Origin of the sequence: Desulfosoma sp. (assembly GCA_037481875.1) — a bacterium.
GTDB lineage: Bacteria > Desulfobacterota > Syntrophobacteria > Syntrophobacterales > DSM-9756 > Desulfosoma.
Map to the genome: position 1 here is coordinate 644,115 of JBBFKY010000001.1, position 20,395 is coordinate 664,509.

Consider the following 20,395-nt stretch of genomic DNA (forward strand, 5'->3'; position numbering starts at 1 on the left):
TTCGGACATGAAGGAAGACACTCTTATTAAGACGTGCGAAAGTCTCAATCCCCTCAAATCGGGGCCTGCCTTCGGACATGAATCCAGGAAAGCTCATCGAATTCGGCGAGTCGTCTCAATCCCCTCAAATCGGGGCCTGCCTTCGGACGGAACCATGGTTATCACTCTGACGAAAAGATCCGAGTCTCAATCCCCTCAAATCGGGGCCTGCCTTCGGACTAAACGACACGAGAAAACTAAGAACGATCATAACGTCTCAATCCCCTCAAATCGGGGCCTGCCTTCGGACTCAAGCCGCCGTCTCGAGGGCAACCACGGCCTCAGGGTCTCAATCCCCTCAAATCGGGGCCTGCCTTCGGACCTCGCCGGCTCCTCCGCCGCTGGACTACACGCCGCGTCTCAATCCCCTCAAATCGGGGCCTGCCTTCGGACACAATTGTGCCGAATGTCCATGATATGTTCTATTGCGTCTCAATCCCCTCAAATCGGGGCCTGCCTTCGGACAAAAGGAACCACAACAATTGTGCCGAATGTCCATGAGTCTCAATCCCCTCAAATCGGGGCCTGCCTTCGGACATACAGGGAACACAAAAAGCCCGCCCAAGGCCAAGGTCTCAATCCCCTCAAATCGGGGCCTGCCTTCGGACAGATTGTCCCGCTCATAAACGGCCAAAAAACATCCTGGTCTCAATCCCCTCAAATCGGGGCCTGCCTTCGGACACGAGGGTGGAGGTTCGGGACCTCCACGACCCCAAGTCTCAATCCCCTCAAATCGGGGCCTGCCTTCGGACCTATGACATCCTCAAGGAGCATAAAACGCTCAAGTTGTCTCAATCCCCTCAAATCGGGGCCTGCCTTCGGACCCATCCACGACCGCACGTGAGGCGCTGACATTGCGCGTCTCAATCCCCTCAAATCGGGGCCTGCCTTCGGACGCGCCGTGGCTATAGTTTCTCGGACTACCTGTTTTGTCTCAATCCCCTCAAATCGGGGCCTGCCTTCGGACCTCTCTCCAAAGCAGGTTGCAAAGCTAATCGCGCGGTCTCAATCCCCTCAAATCGGGGCCTGCCTTCGGACACAGTGTGACCGCTACGGCCACAGCAAGCCCGCAAGTCTCAATCCCCTCAAATCGGGGCCTGCCTTCGGACTCATTCCCTACCATGTTTACAGCGATGACGGCACGAGTCTCAATCCCCTCAAATCGGGGCCTGCCTTCGGACTCACACTGTGACCGCTACGGCCACAGCAAGCCCGCGTCTCAATCCCCTCAAATCGGGGCCTGCCTTCGGACCCATTTGAATGGCGCGAGGAGATCCACGCTGGGCATGTCTCAATCCCCTCAAATCGGGGCCTGCCTTCGGACCATGGCATTACACATGGACAGGCAAAGTTTGGGTTGGTCTCAATCCCCTCAAATCGGGGCCTGCCTTCGGACTCATTGACACGCTAGTGCTTCGATGGAGCCGAAGCGGTCTCAATCCCCTCAAATCGGGGCCTGCCTTCGGACCGTTGTGGCAGTGATTCAGACAAGGACGTATGTGTTGTCTCAATCCCCTCAAATCGGGGCCTGCCTTCGGACTTCTTCTACTATGAAGAGGAAGCCAAGCCCGAGACGAGTCTCAATCCCCTCAAATCGGGGCCTGCCTTCGGACATCATGGTAGGAGTGCTGAGACGTGTTTATGCGGGGTCTCAATCCCCTCAAATCGGGGCCTGCCTTCGGACCAATATGCCTAGCGAAATTCCTCCGCAGGGAATCATGGGTCTCAATCCCCTCAAATCGGGGCCTGCCTTCGGACTCAGAAGATACCGTGCGCGAATGGCTTAGCAAGCCGTGTCTCAATCCCCTCAAATCGGGGCCTGCCTTCGGACCTAAGCACCGATGGCTTCACGGCCTTGTGGGCCACGGTCTCAATCCCCTCAAATCGGGGCCTGCCTTCGGACTATCGGACGAGAATTGAAGTAAAGGACAACCAGGAGTCTCAATCCCCTCAAATCGGGGCCTGCCTTCGGACGGGATACGACAAGGCCGGCACGGCTGTCGGGCGGTTGGTCTCAATCCCCTCAAATCGGGGCCTGCCTTCGGACTTACGTGCGCCTTGACGGGGGCGTAGGCCTCGATGCGTCTCAATCCCCTCAAATCGGGGCCTGCCTTCGGACGACGTGGCGTTGTTTTTGCGCAAGAGAGAAGGCGTGTCTCAATCCCCTCAAATCGGGGCCTGCCTTCGGACGAACATATGAAGGAAGACGTTCTAGTAAAGAGATGTGTCTCAATCCCCTCAAATCGGGGCCTGCCTTCGGACGAACATATGAAGGAAGACGTTCTAGTAAAGAGATGTGTCTCAATCCCCTCAAATCGGGGCCTGCCTTCGGACCCAAGTAATAGGAGAAAGAACTATGAAGCGCGAGACGTCTCAATCCCCTCAAATCGGGGCCTGCCTTCGGACCACTCAAAGCCGCCGCCCCCAAGAGGGCAACACGGCCGTCTCAATCCCCTCAAATCGGGGCCTGCCTTCGGACATAGTACGGTTACATAAACAAAGAGGAGAGATCCATGTCTCAATCCCCTCAAATCGGGGCCTGCCTTCGGACTCGAAAAGGTGCGGGATGAAGGCATGACAGCCAAGTCTCAATCCCCTCAAATCGGGGCCTGCCTTCGGACCCAAAGACCTGCGAATCAACTACCAGACATCGGTTGTGTCTCAATCCCCTCAAATCGGGGCCTGCCTTCGGACCATGAAGAACCTCATCGAAGCATTTCTGAGCGAGAGTCTCAATCCCCTCAAATCGGGGCCTGCCTTCGGACCCAGCCCGAGGAGGCCCAAGAGGGGCAGGAGGCCCGTCTCAATCCCCTCAAATCGGGGCCTGCCTTCGGACAAGTCGGTAGGCTTGATGACCGACTATGCAGGCTGTCTCAATCCCCTCAAATCGGGGCCTGCCTTCGGACATGCCGAAGGCCGGATCCGCAAGGAAATCCGGCTTGTCTCAATCCCCTCAAATCGGGGCCTGCCTTCGGACTTCATGAGGCCAAAGGGTGGGCAAGTGAAAAGATGGTCTCAATCCCCTCAAATCGGGGCCTGCCTTCGGACCCCATGATTTCTTCTGGGCTCGTCTCAGGCCAATGCGTCTCAATCCCCTCAAATCGGGGCCTGCCTTCGGACACACAAGGCCAAGGTGCAACGCCTTGGCCTTTTTGTTGTCTCAATCCCCTCAAATCGGGGCCTGCCTTCGGACGCACGTGCAAAGACGGAAAAGGACGAAGAACACATTGTCTCAATCCCCTCAAATCGGGGCCTGCCTTCGGACACAAAGCCGCCGCCCCCAAGAGGGCAACACGGCCAAGTCTCAATCCCCTCAAATCGGGGCCTGCCTTCGGACACTTTCTCCAGCCGCGCCGACCAGAGCGAGGGCTGGTCTCAATCCCCTCAAATCGGGGCCTGCCTTCGGACTAGACCATGAAAAGAATTGCAATACGCTCGTGTCAGTCTCAATCCCCTCAAATCGGGGCCTGCCTTCGGACATTAGGGCAAGGACTGAGGGCGACGAAGAATTTATCGGTCTCAATCCCCTCAAATCGGGGCCTGCCTTCGGACTCTGACGGCGGGCGGCTGATCTTATCGGCCACCCGACCGTCTCAATCCCCTCAAATCGGGGCCTGCCTTCGGACGAACCATGGTCGAACAAGAATGCATCTTTCAGAGGTGTCTCAATCCCCTCAAATCGGGGCCTGCCTTCGGACCATGAAGGAAACCAAAAAGCCTGCCCCGTGGCCAAGGTCTCAATCCCCTCAAATCGGGGCCTGCCTTCGGACCTGCGCGTCGTCCTCTTCCGAGGGGACCGCTACCAAGTCTCAATCCCCTCAAATCGGGGCCTGCCTTCGGACCAATCTTCCTAATTAATGGCCTTATTGAGGGCGTGTGGTCTCAATCCCCTCAAATCGGGGCCTGCCTTCGGACCCATTCCTGGCCGGGAATGGCCTGAGGTCTTCCTTGTCTCAATCCCCTCAAATCGGGGCCTGCCTTCGGACTTGACAAGCTCGTTGACTGAGCCGTGAGGCAGCCTCAGTCTCAATCCCCTCAAATCGGGGCCTGCCTTCGGACCCATATGCGTACGGCAATGAGAAGCTGGACCGGACCGGTCTCAATCCCCTCAAATCGGGGCCTGCCTTCGGACGCTATCGGTGCCCGTGCCAAGCTCCGCTTGGCACTAGTCTCAATCCCCTCAAATCGGGGCCTGCCTTCGGACAAACCAAAAAGCCTGCCCCGTGGCCAAGGCCACAACGTCTCAATCCCCTCAAATCGGGGCCTGCCTTCGGACCTTGAACGTGTGCTAAGAACGAACGCCTACGGCCATGTCTCAATCCCCTCAAATCGGGGCCTGCCTTCGGACCGGATGAACAGCGCGTAATATGGGTCAAAGGTTCCCTGTCTCAATCCCCTCAAATCGGGGCCTGCCTTCGGACTCACAAGGAAATTTTCAGGTTAATCGAACAGCCGCCTGTCTCAATCCCCTCAAATCGGGGCCTGCCTTCGGACAAACCAAAAAGCCTGCCCCGTGGCCAAGGCCACTCAAGTCTCAATCCCCTCAAATCGGGGCCTGCCTTCGGACCAAGGGAATCGGCCAAGGCCACGGGCGGGCATGGAGGTCTCAATCCCCTCAAATCGGGGCCTGCCTTCGGACCAAAGCCGCCGCCCCAAGGGAAAGTGGCCAAGGCCAAGTCTCAATCCCCTCAAATCGGGGCCTGCCTTCGGACTCAGGAAGGCCTTGGCGGGGAGCACAGCCCCCGCACGTCTCAATCCCCTCAAATCGGGGCCTGCCTTCGGACTCATACGAGCGTCTATGTGCTAGTGCACCAAAACAAGTCTCAATCCCCTCAAATCGGGGCCTGCCTTCGGACGCAATTTACCGAAGACCAGAGAACTCTCTCTACCCAGTCTCAATCCCCTCAAATCGGGGCCTGCCTTCGGACCCGTTGTCAACGGGGAACTGGTTTCATGGCGGAAGTCTCAATCCCCTCAAATCGGGGCCTGCCTTCGGACACTACGCCCCGCGGTTGGAGTGGATCATACGGGAAAAGTCTCAATCCCCTCAAATCGGGGCCTGCCTTCGGACTCTGGAAGCAAGGGATTACGAAATGGCGGCAATGCATGTCTCAATCCCCTCAAATCGGGGCCTGCCTTCGGACGTTGGCTGAGTGGATACAAAGAGTGAAACAACAATCGTCTCAATCCCCTCAAATCGGGGCCTGCCTTCGGACACATGAGTGTGGCTAATCTGATATGGTACCCCAACGGTCTCAATCCCCTCAAATCGGGGCCTGCCTTCGGACTGCAGCCCTCGGGCTTCACGGGCTCGCTGACCTCCTGGTCTCAATCCCCTCAAATCGGGGCCTGCCTTCGGACTCTTGGACGAGTGCGGATTTTCATCCAGAGTGGAAGTCTCAATCCCCTCAAATCGGGGCCTGCCTTCGGACTCATGGTGTTCCCCTTCCCCTTACTGGCCCCCTAGTGTCTCAATCCCCTCAAATCGGGGCCTGCCTTCGGACATTCGCTTTGCGAAACAAAACAGCACCTTGATAAGCTGTCTCAATCCCCTCAAATCGGGGCCTGCCTTCGGACAATGGCCTCGTGAGGGTCACTCTCAGGAACCGCACGGTCTCAATCCCCTCAAATCGGGGCCTGCCTTCGGACTTACTGTGTGGCGCTATCGGGGCGTGGGGCCGCACTGTCTCAATCCCCTCAAATCGGGGCCTGCCTTCGGACCCAGCAAATGGGTCATATCGATTCGCAAAGAGGCCCTGTCTCAATCCCCTCAAATCGGGGCCTGCCTTCGGACTAACGCACTACTCAAGGCCACAGGGGACAAGTCCCTGTCTCAATCCCCTCAAATCGGGGCCTGCCTTCGGACACACGCGATGCGGCCGCTCTGCTAAGCACCATGCTAGTCTCAATCCCCTCAAATCGGGGCCTGCCTTCGGACTTGAGGCCTTTGGCCTAGGGTCAGTCTTCGACCGTATGTCTCAATCCCCTCAAATCGGGGCCTGCCTTCGGACACTTCATGGGCCGAGGCCGTTCCCTCCATCGAAGGGGTCTCAATCCCCTCAAATCGGGGCCTGCCTTCGGACTCATGGGTCCCGCAGCTCTGGTTAGCACCGATAATGGTCTCAATCCCCTCAAATCGGGGCCTGCCTTCGGACCCACGCTTCAATGGCGCGGGGTATCCCAGCGCGAACTGTCTCAATCCCCTCAAATCGGGGCCTGCCTTCGGACGATCAACAAACCGCTAGTGGGTCCCGCCAACAAAGCGTCTCAATCCCCTCAAATCGGGGCCTGCCTTCGGACCTGAACGCCAGCCCCGTGGGCAACCCCCACGGGGTTTTGTCTCAATCCCCTCAAATCGGGGCCTGCCTTCGGACATTTTAACCCTGCTTCCGGGAAGCCAGTGGGTAGGTCTCAATCCCCTCAAATCGGGGCCTGCCTTCGGACTTGATGTCAATCAGGAGATCTCTAGGGCAGAGGCTTGGTCTCAATCCCCTCAAATCGGGGCCTGCCTTCGGACGATGAGGTGATCGCCAAGTGGGCCGAGGCTTACCCAGGTCTCAATCCCCTCAAATCGGGGCCTGCCTTCGGACACACCACCGAAGTCACCGAGTAAGGAGGCCAGACGTCTCAATCCCCTCAAATCGGGGCCTGCCTTCGGACACACCACCGAAGTCACCGAGTAAGGAGGCCAGACGTCTCAATCCCCTCAAATCGGGGCCTGCCTTCGGACAGAGGTGCCGGTGCACGTTGCAACCGGTCTCACCGAGTCTCAATCCCCTCAAATCGGGGCCTGCCTTCGGACTCTTAGCTTGTCTGGGCGCTTACTGTCAAGCTTTCCAAGCCTGTTTCGGAGCATCCCGCGCCAAGGTTCCCCAGCTTAACGCAAAAACGAGCCTTCACTTTCGTTTAAAACCTCGTAAGCGTTTGACTCTACACTGTTATACTTTTGCGGAGCACCTCCCAGGCACCCCTCTCGAAAATTCAATACCTTAGTCACCAATGCCCAATATGCCCTAACATCCTCCGCATCTCTTGCAAAAATCTCAGTTTTTCATGGAAACTTGATGTGTTAAACCTTTCAACCCCGCTCCGGAATGTGCCCCGTAGATGGTTCGTCAACAACCCAAAATCGAGGAGTACAACAGTAGGCCGATGGAAGTGCGTCTGCTACGGTTAGATAATGCCGTGACTTACCCTCTCCGGTGCCATGCCTGTTCCCACATGCTCAAAAGATCCAAGACACCGTTCGCACTGTCGATAAAACCTCACCGTGTCTGTCGTGTGGTCGATGAGACGACTCAAACGATCCATGAGCGTCAGCAGCTTTTTTTCCGTAAGCGCCGGGCACTCAAAGACGGATTTCTGCACCCGGTACCCATAGCCCTTTAACACCTTAACAACCCGATACCTTGTGCGATCATCCGAAACGTCAAAACACACCACGTAGAACATGGACATGGCAGGCTTCCCTGGTTTGAGTCAGAGTCCAAAGCCCCGTCAAAAAAGCTTCTATCCCTTAAAATCGGGTCCACGGAAAAGGTTCATAGACCAGCGTTTCCCCCATAAGAAAACGCAGGAAACGACGTGCTTGATCCCGCACCACACCCCGATACGTGGTCATGGTCCCCTCAAAAGGACACCGTATCGGCGTGTTCATCCATCGTTCATAAGCGTCGACAAAAGCACGCGCCATACGAGGCTTCATCTCTACAGGCCGATGATCACGAAGATCCTCTTCATCAACACCATCGGTCGAAGACACCTCTTTTTGCACAAAATCATCAGGCCCAATGACGCGACGGTTAGTCAGGGCCAAAACCAAACGATCCCCCAAATGCACGCGCCATTCTTCCACAAGATCACATGCCAAGGACGGTCGCCCATATTCTTCCGTGTGCAGCGTCCCTAAATATGGATCCAGTCCGACTATCTTCACAGCCGTGAGCACCTCGTTGGTGAGCAGAGTGTACGTAAAAGAGAGTAAGGCGTTGATGGGGTCGAGCGGAGGTCTTTTGGTCCGCCCCGAAAAGGAAAAGCCCGGCACACGGATCAGCTCCCCAAAAACCCCGAAATACAAATTGGCGCCACGGCCTTCCAGCCCCCGCACCATGTCCATATCCTCCTCCATGGCCGCCATGCGGGCCAAACCTTGAATCTGCGCGGCCGTATCCCTGAGCCTTTCGGAACCGTATTCTCCCGCCCGTCGCGATAGAAAACGCGCCGCATTTCTCAGCTTAGCCTCCACCAGCAATCTCGCAATCCGCACCGCCTCCTTCTCATCAGCGAATCTCAAATACTGCGCCTTGCGACGAGCCACATGCTTGTGTTCATCCACCACAAGACGGCCTCGAAAATGCCCCCACGGGCTTAAAAGAACCGTTTCCACACGACGCCGTACCAGTTCATGAACCACAGCACCACTTAAAGAGGCGCCAACCAATACCAGCTGCTCCAACCCTTCCAAGGGAATGCGCCCTATGGCTTCATCTTTGCGCCAGATGATCAGCTCTTCACCCTGTTTGCGCAGGTAAGTGCCGGGTTCCAACACGTAGTAGCGTTCCATGAGGAATGTCCTCCAGTGTTCATCCGACTGTCGAGGAAAACACAACAGTCCACCCCTACAGGAACCTCTCCCCTTAGCATGGTTAGTCCAGAAAACGTTCCACCAGACGCACAGCTTCCTTAAGCGCGTTCAAAGCATCCCGAAGATTTTCTACCCTCTCCGCCTTCATCGCCCCTTCCGGCTCCTGCCATTCAGGCCAGTGCAGCAGGGGATGCGCATAGCGGACATTAGGCCCGAAGTCACAGAAGGAGACCTCCATACCCAAAAGACGGTGAATCTTTTTACATCCGAGCGGCGTCCCTCGAAGCCGTGAAAGCTGGTAGTCTACATAGTGGGGATTGTATTCCGGAACATATTGAAACACATGGTGCAAAAGCACCTTGGCTCTTGGAAGAAACCCCAAAGTCCCCAACAGAATCTTTTCGGCTCGAACAGATAAGCTTCGTTGCTGCCTACATTCCACAAGAATCTGTCCCAAGGCCGCACATCGGTCCTCCAGAACAGCCAACTCCGGATAATCCGCCGCCCATTTTTCCCTCTTGGGATGCACGAGCACGGCAGCTCCTTCTGTCTCTGATTTCAGCTCCTGAAACACCTTGGCCGGAATGCGCCGTACCTTTTCTAAAACAGCCAATTGACCGTCCAGGGAACGATCCCGCGTGTTAAGAAAATAGGAAGGACGACCTGTAAGCCGATGAATGCCAAGGGGTAGTTTCACCAGATTCCCCAGCCCCTTGCCTTCCAATCGATCTTGCTTGGGAAAGACTTCCAGTTGAAAACAGGAAACGTCCGGCTGAAGACGCGCGGCCAATCGTTGCAGGACTGCACGCACCAGAGCTGCCGGCAGCGGCTCCTCAAGGAAAAACCAAAAATGAAACCCTTTGCCGCCACTAAATTCCACTAGACACGGCAAATGCCAACTTTTGGCCGTTTCCATCAGACGTGTCAAAAGGTAGCGCTGCTCACGACGTACAAGATCCCGTTTTTGAGCCATGCCCTCCCGGTTCCGAAGTTCAAGACGCAGGTCCGCGTCCAGGACACCCAGTCGAACCCGACTGTCTTGTTGCAGCAAGTATATCCCATAAGTCTTTCGCCCCTGAAGATGATCCATGACATCGGCCATTTCCAAAGCACGACGAACCGGCACATAGCCCTGGGTTCCCTGGTTGCGATCCACCCATTGACGTGCAAAACAGTCCTCCCGCCCCTGAAACAAGGACATGTATCGTTGGACGGCGGCTTCTCGTTGTCTCAGCTCCCAAAAAGGCCCTTCGATTTGAGAAAAATCCTCGTTGGTAGCTTCCCCTTTTTCTTCGGCCTCTTCCATCCATGGCGGGGCATCCGACAAAACGTTCCGGGAAGAAGCATCCTCGGAAGAAGGCGGGTCCATCTGGGATGCGAAGGCTTGCGTTGCATTCCGGCCCAAAACTTCAAGCAAGGCCACGCGTTCCCGCCAAGCTTCCATAAAATCCGGACAGTGTGTCGTAAGCCATTCCAATATGGCCAAGGCGGTGACGATATCCCCGGCAGCTTGGGCCAATCGCGCACATCGCAAAGCGTCCTGAGGCGGTAAAGCCCGCCAGAATTCGGGACGACGAATGATCCTCAGGATAGATTCCTGGTCTTTGTTTTCAGCGATGCCCTTTTCCAGGTTTCGAAGGACCAAGGCGTAGTCCACCTTGCTCTCGGATGCCTCTTTTACGAAAGGTTTTCCCATGTCCATGGAATTCCCCTCTTCTTCGCAAAGATCAAGCTCGAGTGTCGCCGGCCTATTCCCCTTGGGAGGACTCGTTTTTTGGCTTCATCTCCTGAAGGATTCGTTTCTTGAGCTCTTTAAGGTGCGGGTACACAGGCCGAAAGGCGCTTAGCTCTTCGGCCACTTGCCAAGCTTCTTCATATCGGCCCAGACGATAAAGAGCCGCCGATTCCCAGAACAGGGCCTCATCATGGGGATTTTGATAGGTAGACCGCGTGAAGGCGCTGGCTTCTCGAGCCCACTGCAGGCACTTTTCCAGAGCGTTTTGACGAAAACCGATTTTCGCCAAACGTACCAAAGCCTTGTGGCGGCCTCGACGGTCTTTTTCGGCCGCTTTCTTCAGCAACCCTTTCGCTTGGTCCAGACGCCCTTGGGCGACCAGAACATCCGCTTCCGTCCAAAGCACGTAAGGGCGTTTTCGGTGAGCCGGAATACGGCTCAAGGTTTTCTCGGCTTCTTCCACTTTGCCTTGAGCCAAAGCTACGCGGGCACGCAGTTCAAAAACGTAATCGTGATTCGCTGGATCCGCCTGGCTGGAGGCAAAGTCCAAAGCCTTTTCGGCTTCTTTCAAATCCCCCATGGCGTAATGCACCTTGCCCAAGGCAAAGTATTTATGAACCAAAGAAAGGTATTGACTTGCACTGTCCTCTTGCAGACATCGGGTTAAAAGGTTTAAAGCGCCTTTGGCGTCTCCCAATTCCAGCAGGCATGAGGCCCATTGGTAAAGGGATTTGATCGCGTTTTTTCTTTCCTGATGACGGCTCTTTCTTTGTTCCTCGTCCAAGGCGTCCCAGTTGCCTACGGCACTGCGAAAGAGAGGCAAAGCTCGGTCCGGCTTGTTCTGAATCTTCTTGTAAAGCATCCCCTGTCGGTAAAACTGGGTGACGTTGTCCGGACGTAGTTCTCGAGCCTTGGCGAAATGCTTGTGGGCCAGCTCCAGGCGGGCCTTTCGTTCTTCTGGATGCAGGAGCACTTCCCCGTTTTTCGCCGCATAGAGGCTCTCGTAAGCGATGTAGGCGACGCGGGCGTGAGCCTGATAGTCGTCGGGACATTCCTGAACACAACGACGGGCCAAGTCCAAGGCCGCATCGTGCTTTTTCAACTGACACAGAGCAAAAGCCGCTTCTCCCCAAAGCGCAGGACCAAACCCCGCTTCCACCAGCTCGGGAAAGCACTCTTCGGCCGGATGAATCAAATCCAAAACATCCTGCCATCGAGCTTCCGAGCGCAGGTTTTCCAATTCGCTCCACAGACGGCCGAAAGCTTTGGAAAGCCGCTCGGAAACCCTCTGCTGAACCGCCAGTTGATCCAAAAAGGACGAATCCTTGTCCACCTCAGGCTTTTGGGAAGGATTTTCATCAGTTACGGATGCCGATACCGCCGAAGGCCAAGCAATGACAGTTTTTTCAGTCATGGTTGTGACTCCCTTGGAAAAGACGTCGAAAATTTTTTCCACAGCGTTTGCTAGTTAAGTTCCACGGCCTCAAGATCGATCTTTACAAAGGAAGCTATGGCATGAACCGCGAAAGGCTCTTGACACATGGTCACGAAAGCGGCCGCATCAAAACCCCGGGTGTCAAAAAAAGAGACCCTCCAATTCGGTCACCCCATGAAAAAATCCCATAAAGCCAAACTTGACATTTTTTGCGGGTTTGTGAGAACGTTTTCACAATTCCTTTTTTGCAAAACGCTTCTCGAAGGCCGTTAGGTGGAAATGAGGGAGAAAGCACCATGACGGCGAGACAATCCTTACGATTTTTACGGCTTCGAATGGAAATCAGAGCCCGCAAAAGGCTGGAACTTCCAAGCTACAAAGGCAGCACGCTTCGAGGCGCTCTGGGGATGGCGCTCAAGCACAGCTGCTGTGCTGCGCGACGACGTCCCTGTGAAACATGTTCTTTGCGGTTTTCTTGCCTCTACGTCTACCTTTTCGAAACCCCGATTGGAGGAGAAAACCCGGCAGACCTTCGGTATCGGAATGCGCCACACCCCTTTGTGCTGCAACTGGCCAAGGACGGCCCCGTGACCCTGGAGCCTGGTGAGCCATGGTCCTTTGATATGACCATCATCGGGCGTGCCATGCAGTGGACCCCTTATCTGGTTCTGGCGACGCAGCGCATGGGTGAGATCGGTGTGGGCAAGGGGCGGGGCACTTACGACTTGGAACGCGTGGTGTCCTTAGACGAAGCGGGAGAACCATGGGAAGAACTTTATCAGGACGGGCTGTTGCGGCTTCCCGAAAGGAGTCTCTCTTTGATAACGGACCCGATAGAAGTTCAGCCGTCCAGGAGGGAGTCACAAAGAGTGGATTGTTGGACCTTGGAATTTGTGACGCCGATCCGGTTGGTTTCTCAGGGGGAACCGGTTCGACTTCCACACTTTCCTTTGTTCATGGCCACATTGCTTCGGCGTTTAGAGAATCTGTGTCGTTTTCATGGAGAAAACGGTTGTGAACCCAAGGTTCCGTATCGCGAGTTAATGGATCGGGCACAGTCCGTGCGCATGGTGGCAAATCGTACGCGATGGTTTGATTGGGAAAGGTACTCGCACCGTCAAGGGAGAAAGATGCATTTAGGAGGGCTTGTGGGGGACGTGGTTTACGAAGGGGACATAACCCCCTTTCGGCCTTATCTCCTCGCAGGCCGATGGGTGAACGTGGGAAAAGGAACCAGTTTCGGCCTCGGCCGCTACGAGGTGAGAACCAGCAGGGAGGGGGACTGATTCATGCTTTCCCGAGAAAAAAAACTTGCGTTGTGTATGGCGGGGCTTCTCCACGATGTGGGAAAATTCAGGCAGAGAGCCGAGTTTCCAGAAGATAAGGGGCTTACCCACGGTCAGATCGGCTATGAGTGGCTCAAACAACATTACGGAGAAACAGCCATTGAAGCCCTCGGAGCCGTGAACCATCATGCCACCGATGAGGAGGTATGGTCTGTCAACGAGCTCCTGATTCTTTACGAAGCCGACAATTGTTCGGCATCGGAACGACGGACCCATTACGATAAAACGAAGGACGTCTCCGCTGCCTGGCATCGGCAGGTGCCTTTGGCCTGCGTCTTTTCCAGGGTACGTAATCCCCATGAAGAGATTCCGAAAAGGCTGCCGCTTAAGCCGGCTTACTGGCATCTGCCGTCGAAAGATGGGCTTATGGGCTGGCATCCTCCAGAAACCACGGAAAAAGCTAACACTGCTGAAAATTACAAGGAGTTGTGGAAGGCGTTTACTAACGAGTTTGATGCGCTCAGAGCGTGCGGGAATCACCGAAACCCGAATGTGCTTTTGCACCTTTTGGAAAAATACACCGGGGTCGTTCCCTCCATTACCCTTCGCATCAAGGGGGTGAATGACCAGGAAACCTATCGCAAGCACCCCGATATTTCCCTCTTTGATCATCTCAAAACCACGGCAGCTTTTGCTGTGTGCTTGGCCGAGTGGTGTCAGGAGCGTTACGCGGATCGGTGGGAAAAAGAGATCCTGAAAGAGGAGATAGCCGGGGAGGCCACTTGGGCACAGGATGCCGAATGTCCCTTTTTGCTCGTCGGTGGAGACCTTTCCGGCGTGCAGCGTTTCATCTACACCATTTCTTCTAAAGGGGCTTTGAAATCCCTGAAGGGCCGCTCCTTTTTCCTGGAGCTTTTTCTGGAACACGCTGTGGACTCCCTTTTGGAAGCCCTGGAGCTTTTCCGCTGCCATGTGATTTTTACAGGTGGCGGTCACTTTTACCTGGTGGCTCCCAACACCCCTAAGACGGCAGAAACCCTTCGCAGGGTGAGTCAACGCCTAAATGACTACCTTTTTAGAGATTTTAACGGAGCTTTGGAACTTTTCCTGCGTTGGGTGCCTTTTCGCAAAGCGGATCTGAGAGACGTCACACGCACCTGGACGCATCTTTCTCAGGAATTGGAAGAGGCGAAAAAAAGAAAGGGAGAGGCTTTTCTGAAAGACCTGCTCGGTGAGGCGCAAGAGCCTCACCCCGATTGCTACACGGACAAATGCCAGGTGTGCGGCCGCGAGGATCGACCTCTAGATAAGCTTACCATCGGCGAAGCCACCTTTCCCGTTTGCGATCCCTGTTACGACCAATACAATTTGGGGAATCTCCTTCAACAGGCAAGCCGAAAAGGACCCTACCCGGTGATTTATCGCTGGAAGGAGATTCCTGCGGGGCTAAAAAAGAATGAGTACATCAGCATTGATGACCGTTATTACCAACCTGTGCAAATGAGCTTTAACGACAAAAGTCCGAAGAAGCTTCCGGAGAATGCTGAAGCCGTCTACCACTTGAATGATTGGGATCTGACCCACTACACCCACAAAGGTAGCCGCCCGCTTTTCGCTGCGGTTTATGTCCCACCGGAAGAGGACTTTAAAGACTTGGAAAGCATGGCCAAGCGAGGTTTTGGCATCGCTCGCATTGGGGTCCTTCGCATGGACGTGGACCGGCTGGGGCGTGTCTTTTCCCTAAGCCTTCCTGAAGGGGAGAGAACCTTTTCGTTAACGGCCTCCCTCTCGCGACACTTAAGTCTTTTTTTCAAATTCCATCTCAATGGAGTGTTGCGCGGAGAGAAAGGATACCCTGCCAGGACCCGATTGTTAGGTAGAGAAGACGGCGCCAGACTCCTCACGGTAGTCTATTCCGGCGGAGACGACCTATTTCTCATCGGACATTGGCTGGATGTTCTCGAAGCTGCTTTGGATATTCAACGGGCTTTCAGTGCTTACACAGCCAATCCTTATTTGACGGTTTCGGCAGGGTTGGCCTTAGGAGGTCCCCATGAACCCGTCTATCGCCTGGCCGATGCTGCAGGAGAGGCCGAAGATCGGGCCAAGGCAGACAGAGAAGAGAACGGAAAGAGGTTCCCGGGGCGAAAAGCTTTCTGCGTCTTCGGCAATCACACCTTCCCCTGGCATGAGAGCACCGTGCCCGGTGTCGGTAGCGTCTTGGAAATTTTGGGGTGTTTTGAACCCTTTTTGTCCGTGGGACCAACAAGTTTGAAGATTCGCGCGGAAGGGCTGTCCAAATCCTTTTATTACAAGCTCCTACAACTTGTGCGGCTCCAGCGTCGCGATGGAGTTTGGATGCTCCCGAAGTTGGCATACCTTTTTGGGAGGACTCGAGTGCACGCATCCCTAGAAGAAAACTGGTTAGACCTTAGAAAGTACATGTTTTCCGAGAAGGCCCGGGGGTGGCGCCATGTGGAAATGGCGCTCGTCATCCTTTTAATGATGATGAGAGAAGGAGACCGGAACAATGAGTGACACCAAAAAACCTAGCAGCATCAGTGAATTCAAAGGTGAACTCAGGGACTTAAAACAAGTGTCCATGGAACGTTTGGTGGAAATTGCGGACTCAGTGGGATTCCAAATTTCTGAAAGAGTCAAAATGAATCAGATCCGTCGCTTTTTGGACGGGGCCCGCAAGGTGGAAGCGGAAGTGAAGAGATCAAAACAGTTTGATCAGGTAAAGGATCGTATCGTTTTGCTTCGACCCAAACTGGCTTATGCCGCCGGACGCAACGCGGATGTCAAGCCGTTGGCTGAGCTTTTGGATGCGGCGGTTACGTCGGCGGCCAAGTCCGAGGAAAATTTCAAAAAATTCCTGCGACTCATGGAAGGAATCATCGCTTACCACCGTTACCATGGAGGAAGGGACTAAGAGGAGGGGGGTGGCTATGACACCGAAGACTTACCGCAAACTTTTGGGAAAAATCGTATTGGAAGGCGTCATGGAATGCCTGAGCGGGCTCCATATCGGAGCGTCCAAGGAAAACCTTGAGATCGGCGCTTTGGACAGTCCTGTGGTCAGGGATCCCATTTCATCGGAACCGTATGTTCCCGGCAGTTCTTTGAAAGGGAAACTGAGGGCTCTTTTAGAAAAAGCTCACCCTGAACTTTTTCCCAACCGGGATGGTGGCTCCGGTATCAGTCGCCATGAGTGCAACGACTGGAAGCCCGGCAACAATAAGAACAAAAATTACGGTATCACGCTGGACTATCCCGGGGCTCTGCAATGTCCGGTTTGCCGTCTTTTCGGTTCCACAGGAGCCGGTGACGGTGATAACTTTCCGGCGCGTCTCAAGGTCAGGGATATGCGCCTTACGGATCAGAGCCGTAAGGAGCTGGAGGCCATTGACACGGGGCTACTTTTTACCGAGTGGAAGTTCGAAAACGGTATCGATCGTGTTACCTCGTCAGCCAATCCCAGGAACCTGGAAAGGGTTCCTCGAGGCACCCGGTTCCAATTTTCGATGACCTATGACGTAGAAGATTTAGAAACGCTGCACGAAGATTTGAAAAACCTTCAATTGGCAATCGCCTTGTTGCAGGACGACGCTTTGGGCGGTCACGGATCTCGCGGGTACGGTCATGTGAAGTTTGAGTTTAGCGAGATAGAAGCCCGAAAAATAGATTACTATCGAGGGCAAAAGGAACAGTCCAAAACGGTGACAAGCCTTGAAGAGCTGGCTGACTTGGCCCAGTTTTTTAATAACGGTCAAAGGGCTTAAGGCGAGGAATCCATGAAAACCTATCTTTATCACCTGGAATTTCCAGGAGGGGCCCACTTCGGTCGGCAGGGGATTGGGTTGGAGGAAACCCGGGAGTCTTTTTCATCGGATTCCTTGTTTTCAGCTCTCATCAATGCATTTTCCCTTGTTGGTGAGGCGGACGAGGTGCTGGCGGCCTTAGGAAGTGAGACTCCACCGTTTCATCTGAGTTCCCTTTTCCCCTATGGACCGGATAAGAGCGACAAGAATAGCAAGCGGCTCTACGCATTGCCTCGACCCATGACGATGCCACGAGTTCAAGACAACTCCGTTCTTCGATCCGCCGGCAAGGACCTGAAAAAGATTCGATACTTGGTGCCTGAAGACGTTGTTCGCTGGCTGGATGACCGACCCTTGACCGAAGACGACATTCATGCCATGCGAACACGCGCTGCACGGCTGGCTCGACCCTGGAATGAAGAAACGAAAGAGGGGTGGCATGCTGTCTTTCTGCGGCCTCGTGTAGCTCTGGACCGTAATTCGCAAAACAGTGCCATCTGGTGGTGCGGTGAGATCCACTTTAGTCGGAAAGCCGGTCTTTTCGGGTTGGTGCGGTTCCAGGACGAAGCGTGGAAACCTCGGCTGGAAGCCGCATTTCGGCTTCTGAGTGATATGGGCTTGGGAGGCGAACGCACCTACGGGCTGGGTATGTTCCGTTTCGACGGTTTTACGCCCGTCGAGGATGTATGGTCATTGAACCTGCCCGAGGCCGATCCCAGACGTCACGTGTTGTTGTCACGATACGTCCCTACAAAGGATGAGCTCGGGCGACTACCTCAGGTGTTGAGCGCGTGGGACATGGAGGAGAGTCGAGGTTACGTGGTGTCCGGCCGTTCGGCCACCACCGTCAAAAGGAAACGCGTGCGATTCCTCATTGAGGGATCCGTTGCCCGCGAACCCCTTTCAGGCCGACTTGTGGATGTCACGCCGGAACAAGGCTTAGCTTTAGGCCTAACTCATCGTGTGTATCGGTCAGGGTTGGGGTTTTGGTTTCCCTAACGTTTGAGTTCAGGAGGCGTTTCATGGCCACACAGACGGCTACCTCCCCTGTGATGGACAAAGCTCTGGAAAAGCTGACCGTCTTTTTAACGGTACTTTCTCCCATTCACATTGGAACAAAGGACGGCGCACTTCAGCCCATGGAGTACCTTTTTGACGGGGCAAGGGTGCATGTGGTGGATGAAACCAAGCTTGGTCGCTTTCTCTTGCAGAGGAACCTACTGGACAATTTCGTGCAGCAGGCTTTCTCAGGAGATTTAAGGAAAAAAGGTCTGCACGGTTTTTTAAAGGAGAAAGCCCGAGACGTGGATTTCAGGAAAATCGGTCCTCAGGTGGCGTCTTACTCAGTTCCCGGGGGATCTTCGAATATGCCGGATTTTAGACCGTTTGTGAGAGACGGTTTTGGAAACGTTTACTTGCCAGGAACATCCATCAAGGGCGTTTTGCGCACGGCCATCATTTATAACATACTTAAAAGCGAGCTTCCCTCAGGGTCGAGCCAAGGGAAGCATCCTCGAGAACAAAAGGTCAGATCATGGATCCGGCAATTGCGGACGGAAAAAAAACAAGAAAGGGCAAAGAAGTTCCTTTCGACCGAGTTGCAAAAAACGACCCTTCAGTGCTGGAAGCTTGCAGGCGGCGGCAAAGAGCAAAACCGTGACCTTTTGCGGTGTTTAAAGGTTCGAGATGCCTACCCCTTAAACGGCAAGGTGGAAACCAGTGTCATTCCCATTCGGTTTCTTTCCAAAAAAAAGGATGGAGCCCACTACTGGAGCGCGAAGCCGAGGGGAGGTGGCGACCTTGAGATCTGGGTGGAGGCCGTGATCGGTGGCACCTTTCAAACGGAAATCTTATGGGATCATGCCCTATGGGAAAAATTTTGCCATAATAATCCAACGTTGAAAAACTTGGGAGAAATGAGCCCGAAAAAAATCCTACTTATGGCTAATGCCATGAATCGCGACGTCATCGATCATGAGAGGGCTTTTTACTCCTCCAAGGGGATGGCTCAAGGCGAGCTTCTTAAGCAATGGTATGAGCAACTGGGGACGTCCGTTTTGCGTATCGGCTTCGGGTCAGGCATGCTCTCCACAACGGTGAATCTCCTGTGGAGTGAACAACTTCGCCGGGAGATTCGAAATGTCTGCGGCCATGATCGAGGGGAGGACCCGGCCCCCAAATCCCGTCGAGTTTGGGTAAAAAGTGATAGGGAATGCCTGCCTATGGGGTGGACGCAAATTAGGATTGCTTCGGATCCTAGGGACGGCGAAGCGATCCCCAAAGACAAAGACCAAACAGCTTCCCAGGAGCCTCGTGAGCAAAGGCGAGAGGACCAAAACATTTCGCAAGTCCGCACGTTTGAGAAAAGCGCACCCAAACCGAGCCAACCGGTGCGTGGCGACGCAGTTTCAATTCAGGCTCGTGGACTTTCGGGTGGAAACCTCCAAGAGGCTCGAACGTCGGCTGCATCAAAAGATTTTTCCAAACAAGGCGAAGGGGTTTCCCCCAAAAGCCCCGAAGTCAAAGTGAGCAAAACGCCGTCTTCTGCGCTCGAGGTCAAAGCCAAAGAAACTTCTTTAACCAATAGAATAGAAATGGAGCGGCTCCTTAAAGATCTGGAGAAAGCCGATAAGGCTTCGGCCCGAGCAGCGGCACAAATCCTCAAGGACAGAATGCTGAAACAAAAACTGTGGAAAACTTCTCCCTATAAAACAACTTTGGAAGAAATCCTTTCGGAAGACGACCTTTGATCTTCCTTCACTGAGCTGGAAGGAAAAAGGTGAAGCCATGGTTCTTGCCCAAAAATATTTTTCGATTCGGTGTCATCCTTATGGAGGCTGTTGATGTGCGGTGTTAGGGATACAGGAATCCAGCCGTCCCGCAAATCTGTTGACAGGGTTTGGTTGAGCTCGGCCCCGAATGCAGGCGGTTGGGAAGTCGATGGCTGGTTCCGTTTTCCTCGTTCACTTTCTGCTTGCCTTTGCCAAGGTCCTGTGATAGACAGGGCTGCTCTCGCACCCGGGATGAAAAGCGGGTAGGCGGTTTGATTGGGGAGAGGTTCCCGAGTGGCCAAAGGGAGCAGACTGTAAATCTGCCGGCGACGCCTTCGGAGGTTCGAATCCTCCCCTCTCCACCACACCTGAAACATGTAGGAGATAGTGGCAGCGGAAGCGGGCCATTGTCGTTCGAACTGCATGTTCAATTCGAGCACAATCCCGTCTTGCATGTCCGCCCTATGAGGTGTGGGCCCACGTAGCTCAGGAGGTAGAGCACTTCCTTGGTAAGGAAGAGGTTCACCGGTTCGAGCCCGGTCGTGGGCTCCATTTTTTTTGGAGCGAAAATGGGGCGCCTTCTGCCACAGACTCCGCGCCGTCCGGTTTATGCGTATCTTAGGTGAGGCTTGGGGACCCAACGGTCCGACAGGAAGATCGACTCGTGACGTGAGGAGGAAGAGCGATGGGGAAGAAGAAGTTTGAGCGGACGAAGCCGCAC

The 20,395-nt window shown here is 54.5% G+C and carries 10 protein-coding genes, 2 tRNA genes and 1 CRISPR repeat array (1 of these 13 running past the window's edge); of the genes, 8 read left to right on the plus strand and 4 right to left on the minus strand.

Annotation, left to right across the window (positions count from 1 at the left end):
• Positions 1 to 6,841: direct repeats of the CRISPR family, unit length 36 nt; unit sequence GTCTCAATCCCCTCAAATCGGGGCCTGCCTTCGGAC; it begins 10,784 nt to the left of the window's first position.
• 371 nt (positions 6,842 to 7,212) lie between these two features.
• From cas2 to WHS46_02840, 4 genes are all read right to left on the minus strand, one after another.
• On the minus strand, positions 7,213 to 7,497 hold the full coding sequence (cas2, locus tag WHS46_02825) for a CRISPR-associated endonuclease Cas2 (GenBank protein MEJ5347609.1): 285 nt from the start codon (positions 7,495 to 7,497) through the stop codon (positions 7,213 to 7,215).
• A 58-nt stretch (positions 7,498 to 7,555) separates the two neighbouring features.
• The gene (cas1, locus tag WHS46_02830) at positions 7,556 to 8,602 is read right to left on the minus strand and encodes a CRISPR-associated endonuclease Cas1 (GenBank protein MEJ5347610.1); all 1,047 of its coding nucleotides are present in this window, start codon (positions 8,600 to 8,602) and stop codon (positions 7,556 to 7,558) included.
• A gap of 82 nt (positions 8,603 to 8,684) precedes the next feature.
• Positions 8,685 to 10,325 carry a CRISPR-associated primase-polymerase type A1 gene (locus WHS46_02835; GenBank protein ID MEJ5347611.1) on the minus strand — a complete coding sequence of 547 codons (1,641 nt, stop codon included), beginning with the start codon at positions 10,323 to 10,325 and terminating at the stop codon, positions 8,685 to 8,687.
• A 46-nt stretch (positions 10,326 to 10,371) separates the two neighbouring features.
• Positions 10,372 to 11,772: a tetratricopeptide repeat protein gene (locus tag WHS46_02840; GenBank protein ID MEJ5347612.1), complete on the minus strand. Its 1,401-nt coding sequence runs from the start codon at positions 11,770 to 11,772 to the stop codon at positions 10,372 to 10,374.
• A gap of 317 nt (positions 11,773 to 12,089) precedes the next feature.
• Between WHS46_02840 and cas6 the strand changes: the two genes are divergently transcribed.
• From cas6 to WHS46_02880, 8 genes are all read left to right on the plus strand, one after another.
• Positions 12,090 to 13,079, plus strand: a complete 990-nt coding sequence (gene cas6 / locus WHS46_02845) for a CRISPR system precrRNA processing endoribonuclease RAMP protein Cas6 (protein MEJ5347613.1) — start codon at positions 12,090 to 12,092, stop codon at positions 13,077 to 13,079.
• A gap of 3 nt (positions 13,080 to 13,082) precedes the next feature.
• Positions 13,083 to 15,617 carry a type III-A CRISPR-associated protein Cas10/Csm1 gene (cas10, locus tag WHS46_02850; protein MEJ5347614.1) on the plus strand — a complete coding sequence of 845 codons (2,535 nt, stop codon included), beginning with the start codon at positions 13,083 to 13,085 and terminating at the stop codon, positions 15,615 to 15,617.
• A complete protein-coding gene (gene csm2 / locus WHS46_02855) occupies positions 15,610 to 16,014 on the plus strand; it encodes a type III-A CRISPR-associated protein Csm2 (GenBank protein MEJ5347615.1) in 405 nt (134 codons plus the stop codon). The genes cas10 and csm2 overlap by 8 nt, the downstream gene beginning before the upstream one ends.
• 16 nt (positions 16,015 to 16,030) lie before the next feature.
• Positions 16,031 to 16,864: a type III-A CRISPR-associated RAMP protein Csm3 gene (gene csm3 / locus WHS46_02860; GenBank protein MEJ5347616.1), complete on the plus strand. Its 834-nt coding sequence runs from the start codon at positions 16,031 to 16,033 to the stop codon at positions 16,862 to 16,864.
• A gap of 12 nt (positions 16,865 to 16,876) precedes the next feature.
• Positions 16,877 to 17,902, plus strand: coding sequence for a type III-A CRISPR-associated RAMP protein Csm4 (csm4, locus tag WHS46_02865; GenBank protein ID MEJ5347617.1), 1,026 nt, complete (start codon positions 16,877 to 16,879; stop codon positions 17,900 to 17,902).
• A 23-nt stretch (positions 17,903 to 17,925) separates the two neighbouring features.
• Complete coding sequence (gene csm5 / locus WHS46_02870; GenBank protein MEJ5347618.1) at positions 17,926 to 19,653, plus strand: type III-A CRISPR-associated RAMP protein Csm5; 1,728 nt, start codon at positions 17,926 to 17,928, stop codon at positions 19,651 to 19,653.
• A gap of 301 nt (positions 19,654 to 19,954) precedes the next feature.
• Positions 19,955 to 20,039 (plus strand) — tRNA-Tyr (locus tag WHS46_02875).
• Positions 20,040 to 20,149: 110 nt separating this feature from the next.
• Positions 20,150 to 20,226, plus strand: a tRNA-Thr gene (locus WHS46_02880).
• Positions 20,227 to 20,395: the final 169 nt, after the last annotated feature.

Bases quoted from the DNA above. Each gene is read 5' to 3' on its own strand.
- cas2 (MEJ5347609.1), bottom strand. From the start codon at position 7,497: ATGTCCATGTTCTACGTGGTGTGTTTTGACGTTTCGGATGATCGCACA.
- cas1 (MEJ5347610.1), bottom strand. From the start codon at position 8,602: ATGGAACGCTACTACGTGTTGGAACCCGGCACTTACCTGCGCAAACAG.
- WHS46_02835 (MEJ5347611.1), bottom strand. From the start codon at position 10,325: ATGGACATGGGAAAACCTTTCGTAAAAGAGGCATCCGAGAGCAAGGTG.
- WHS46_02840 (MEJ5347612.1), bottom strand. From the start codon at position 11,772: ATGACTGAAAAAACTGTCATTGCTTGGCCTTCGGCGGTATCGGCATCC.
- cas6 (MEJ5347613.1), top strand. From the start codon at position 12,090: ATGACGGCGAGACAATCCTTACGATTTTTACGGCTTCGAATGGAAATC.
- cas10 (MEJ5347614.1), top strand. From the start codon at position 13,083: ATGCTTTCCCGAGAAAAAAAACTTGCGTTGTGTATGGCGGGGCTTCTC.
- csm2 (MEJ5347615.1), top strand. From the start codon at position 15,610: ATGAGTGACACCAAAAAACCTAGCAGCATCAGTGAATTCAAAGGTGAA.
- csm3 (MEJ5347616.1), top strand. From the start codon at position 16,031: ATGACACCGAAGACTTACCGCAAACTTTTGGGAAAAATCGTATTGGAA.
- csm4 (MEJ5347617.1), top strand. From the start codon at position 16,877: ATGAAAACCTATCTTTATCACCTGGAATTTCCAGGAGGGGCCCACTTC.
- csm5 (MEJ5347618.1), top strand. From the start codon at position 17,926: ATGGCCACACAGACGGCTACCTCCCCTGTGATGGACAAAGCTCTGGAA.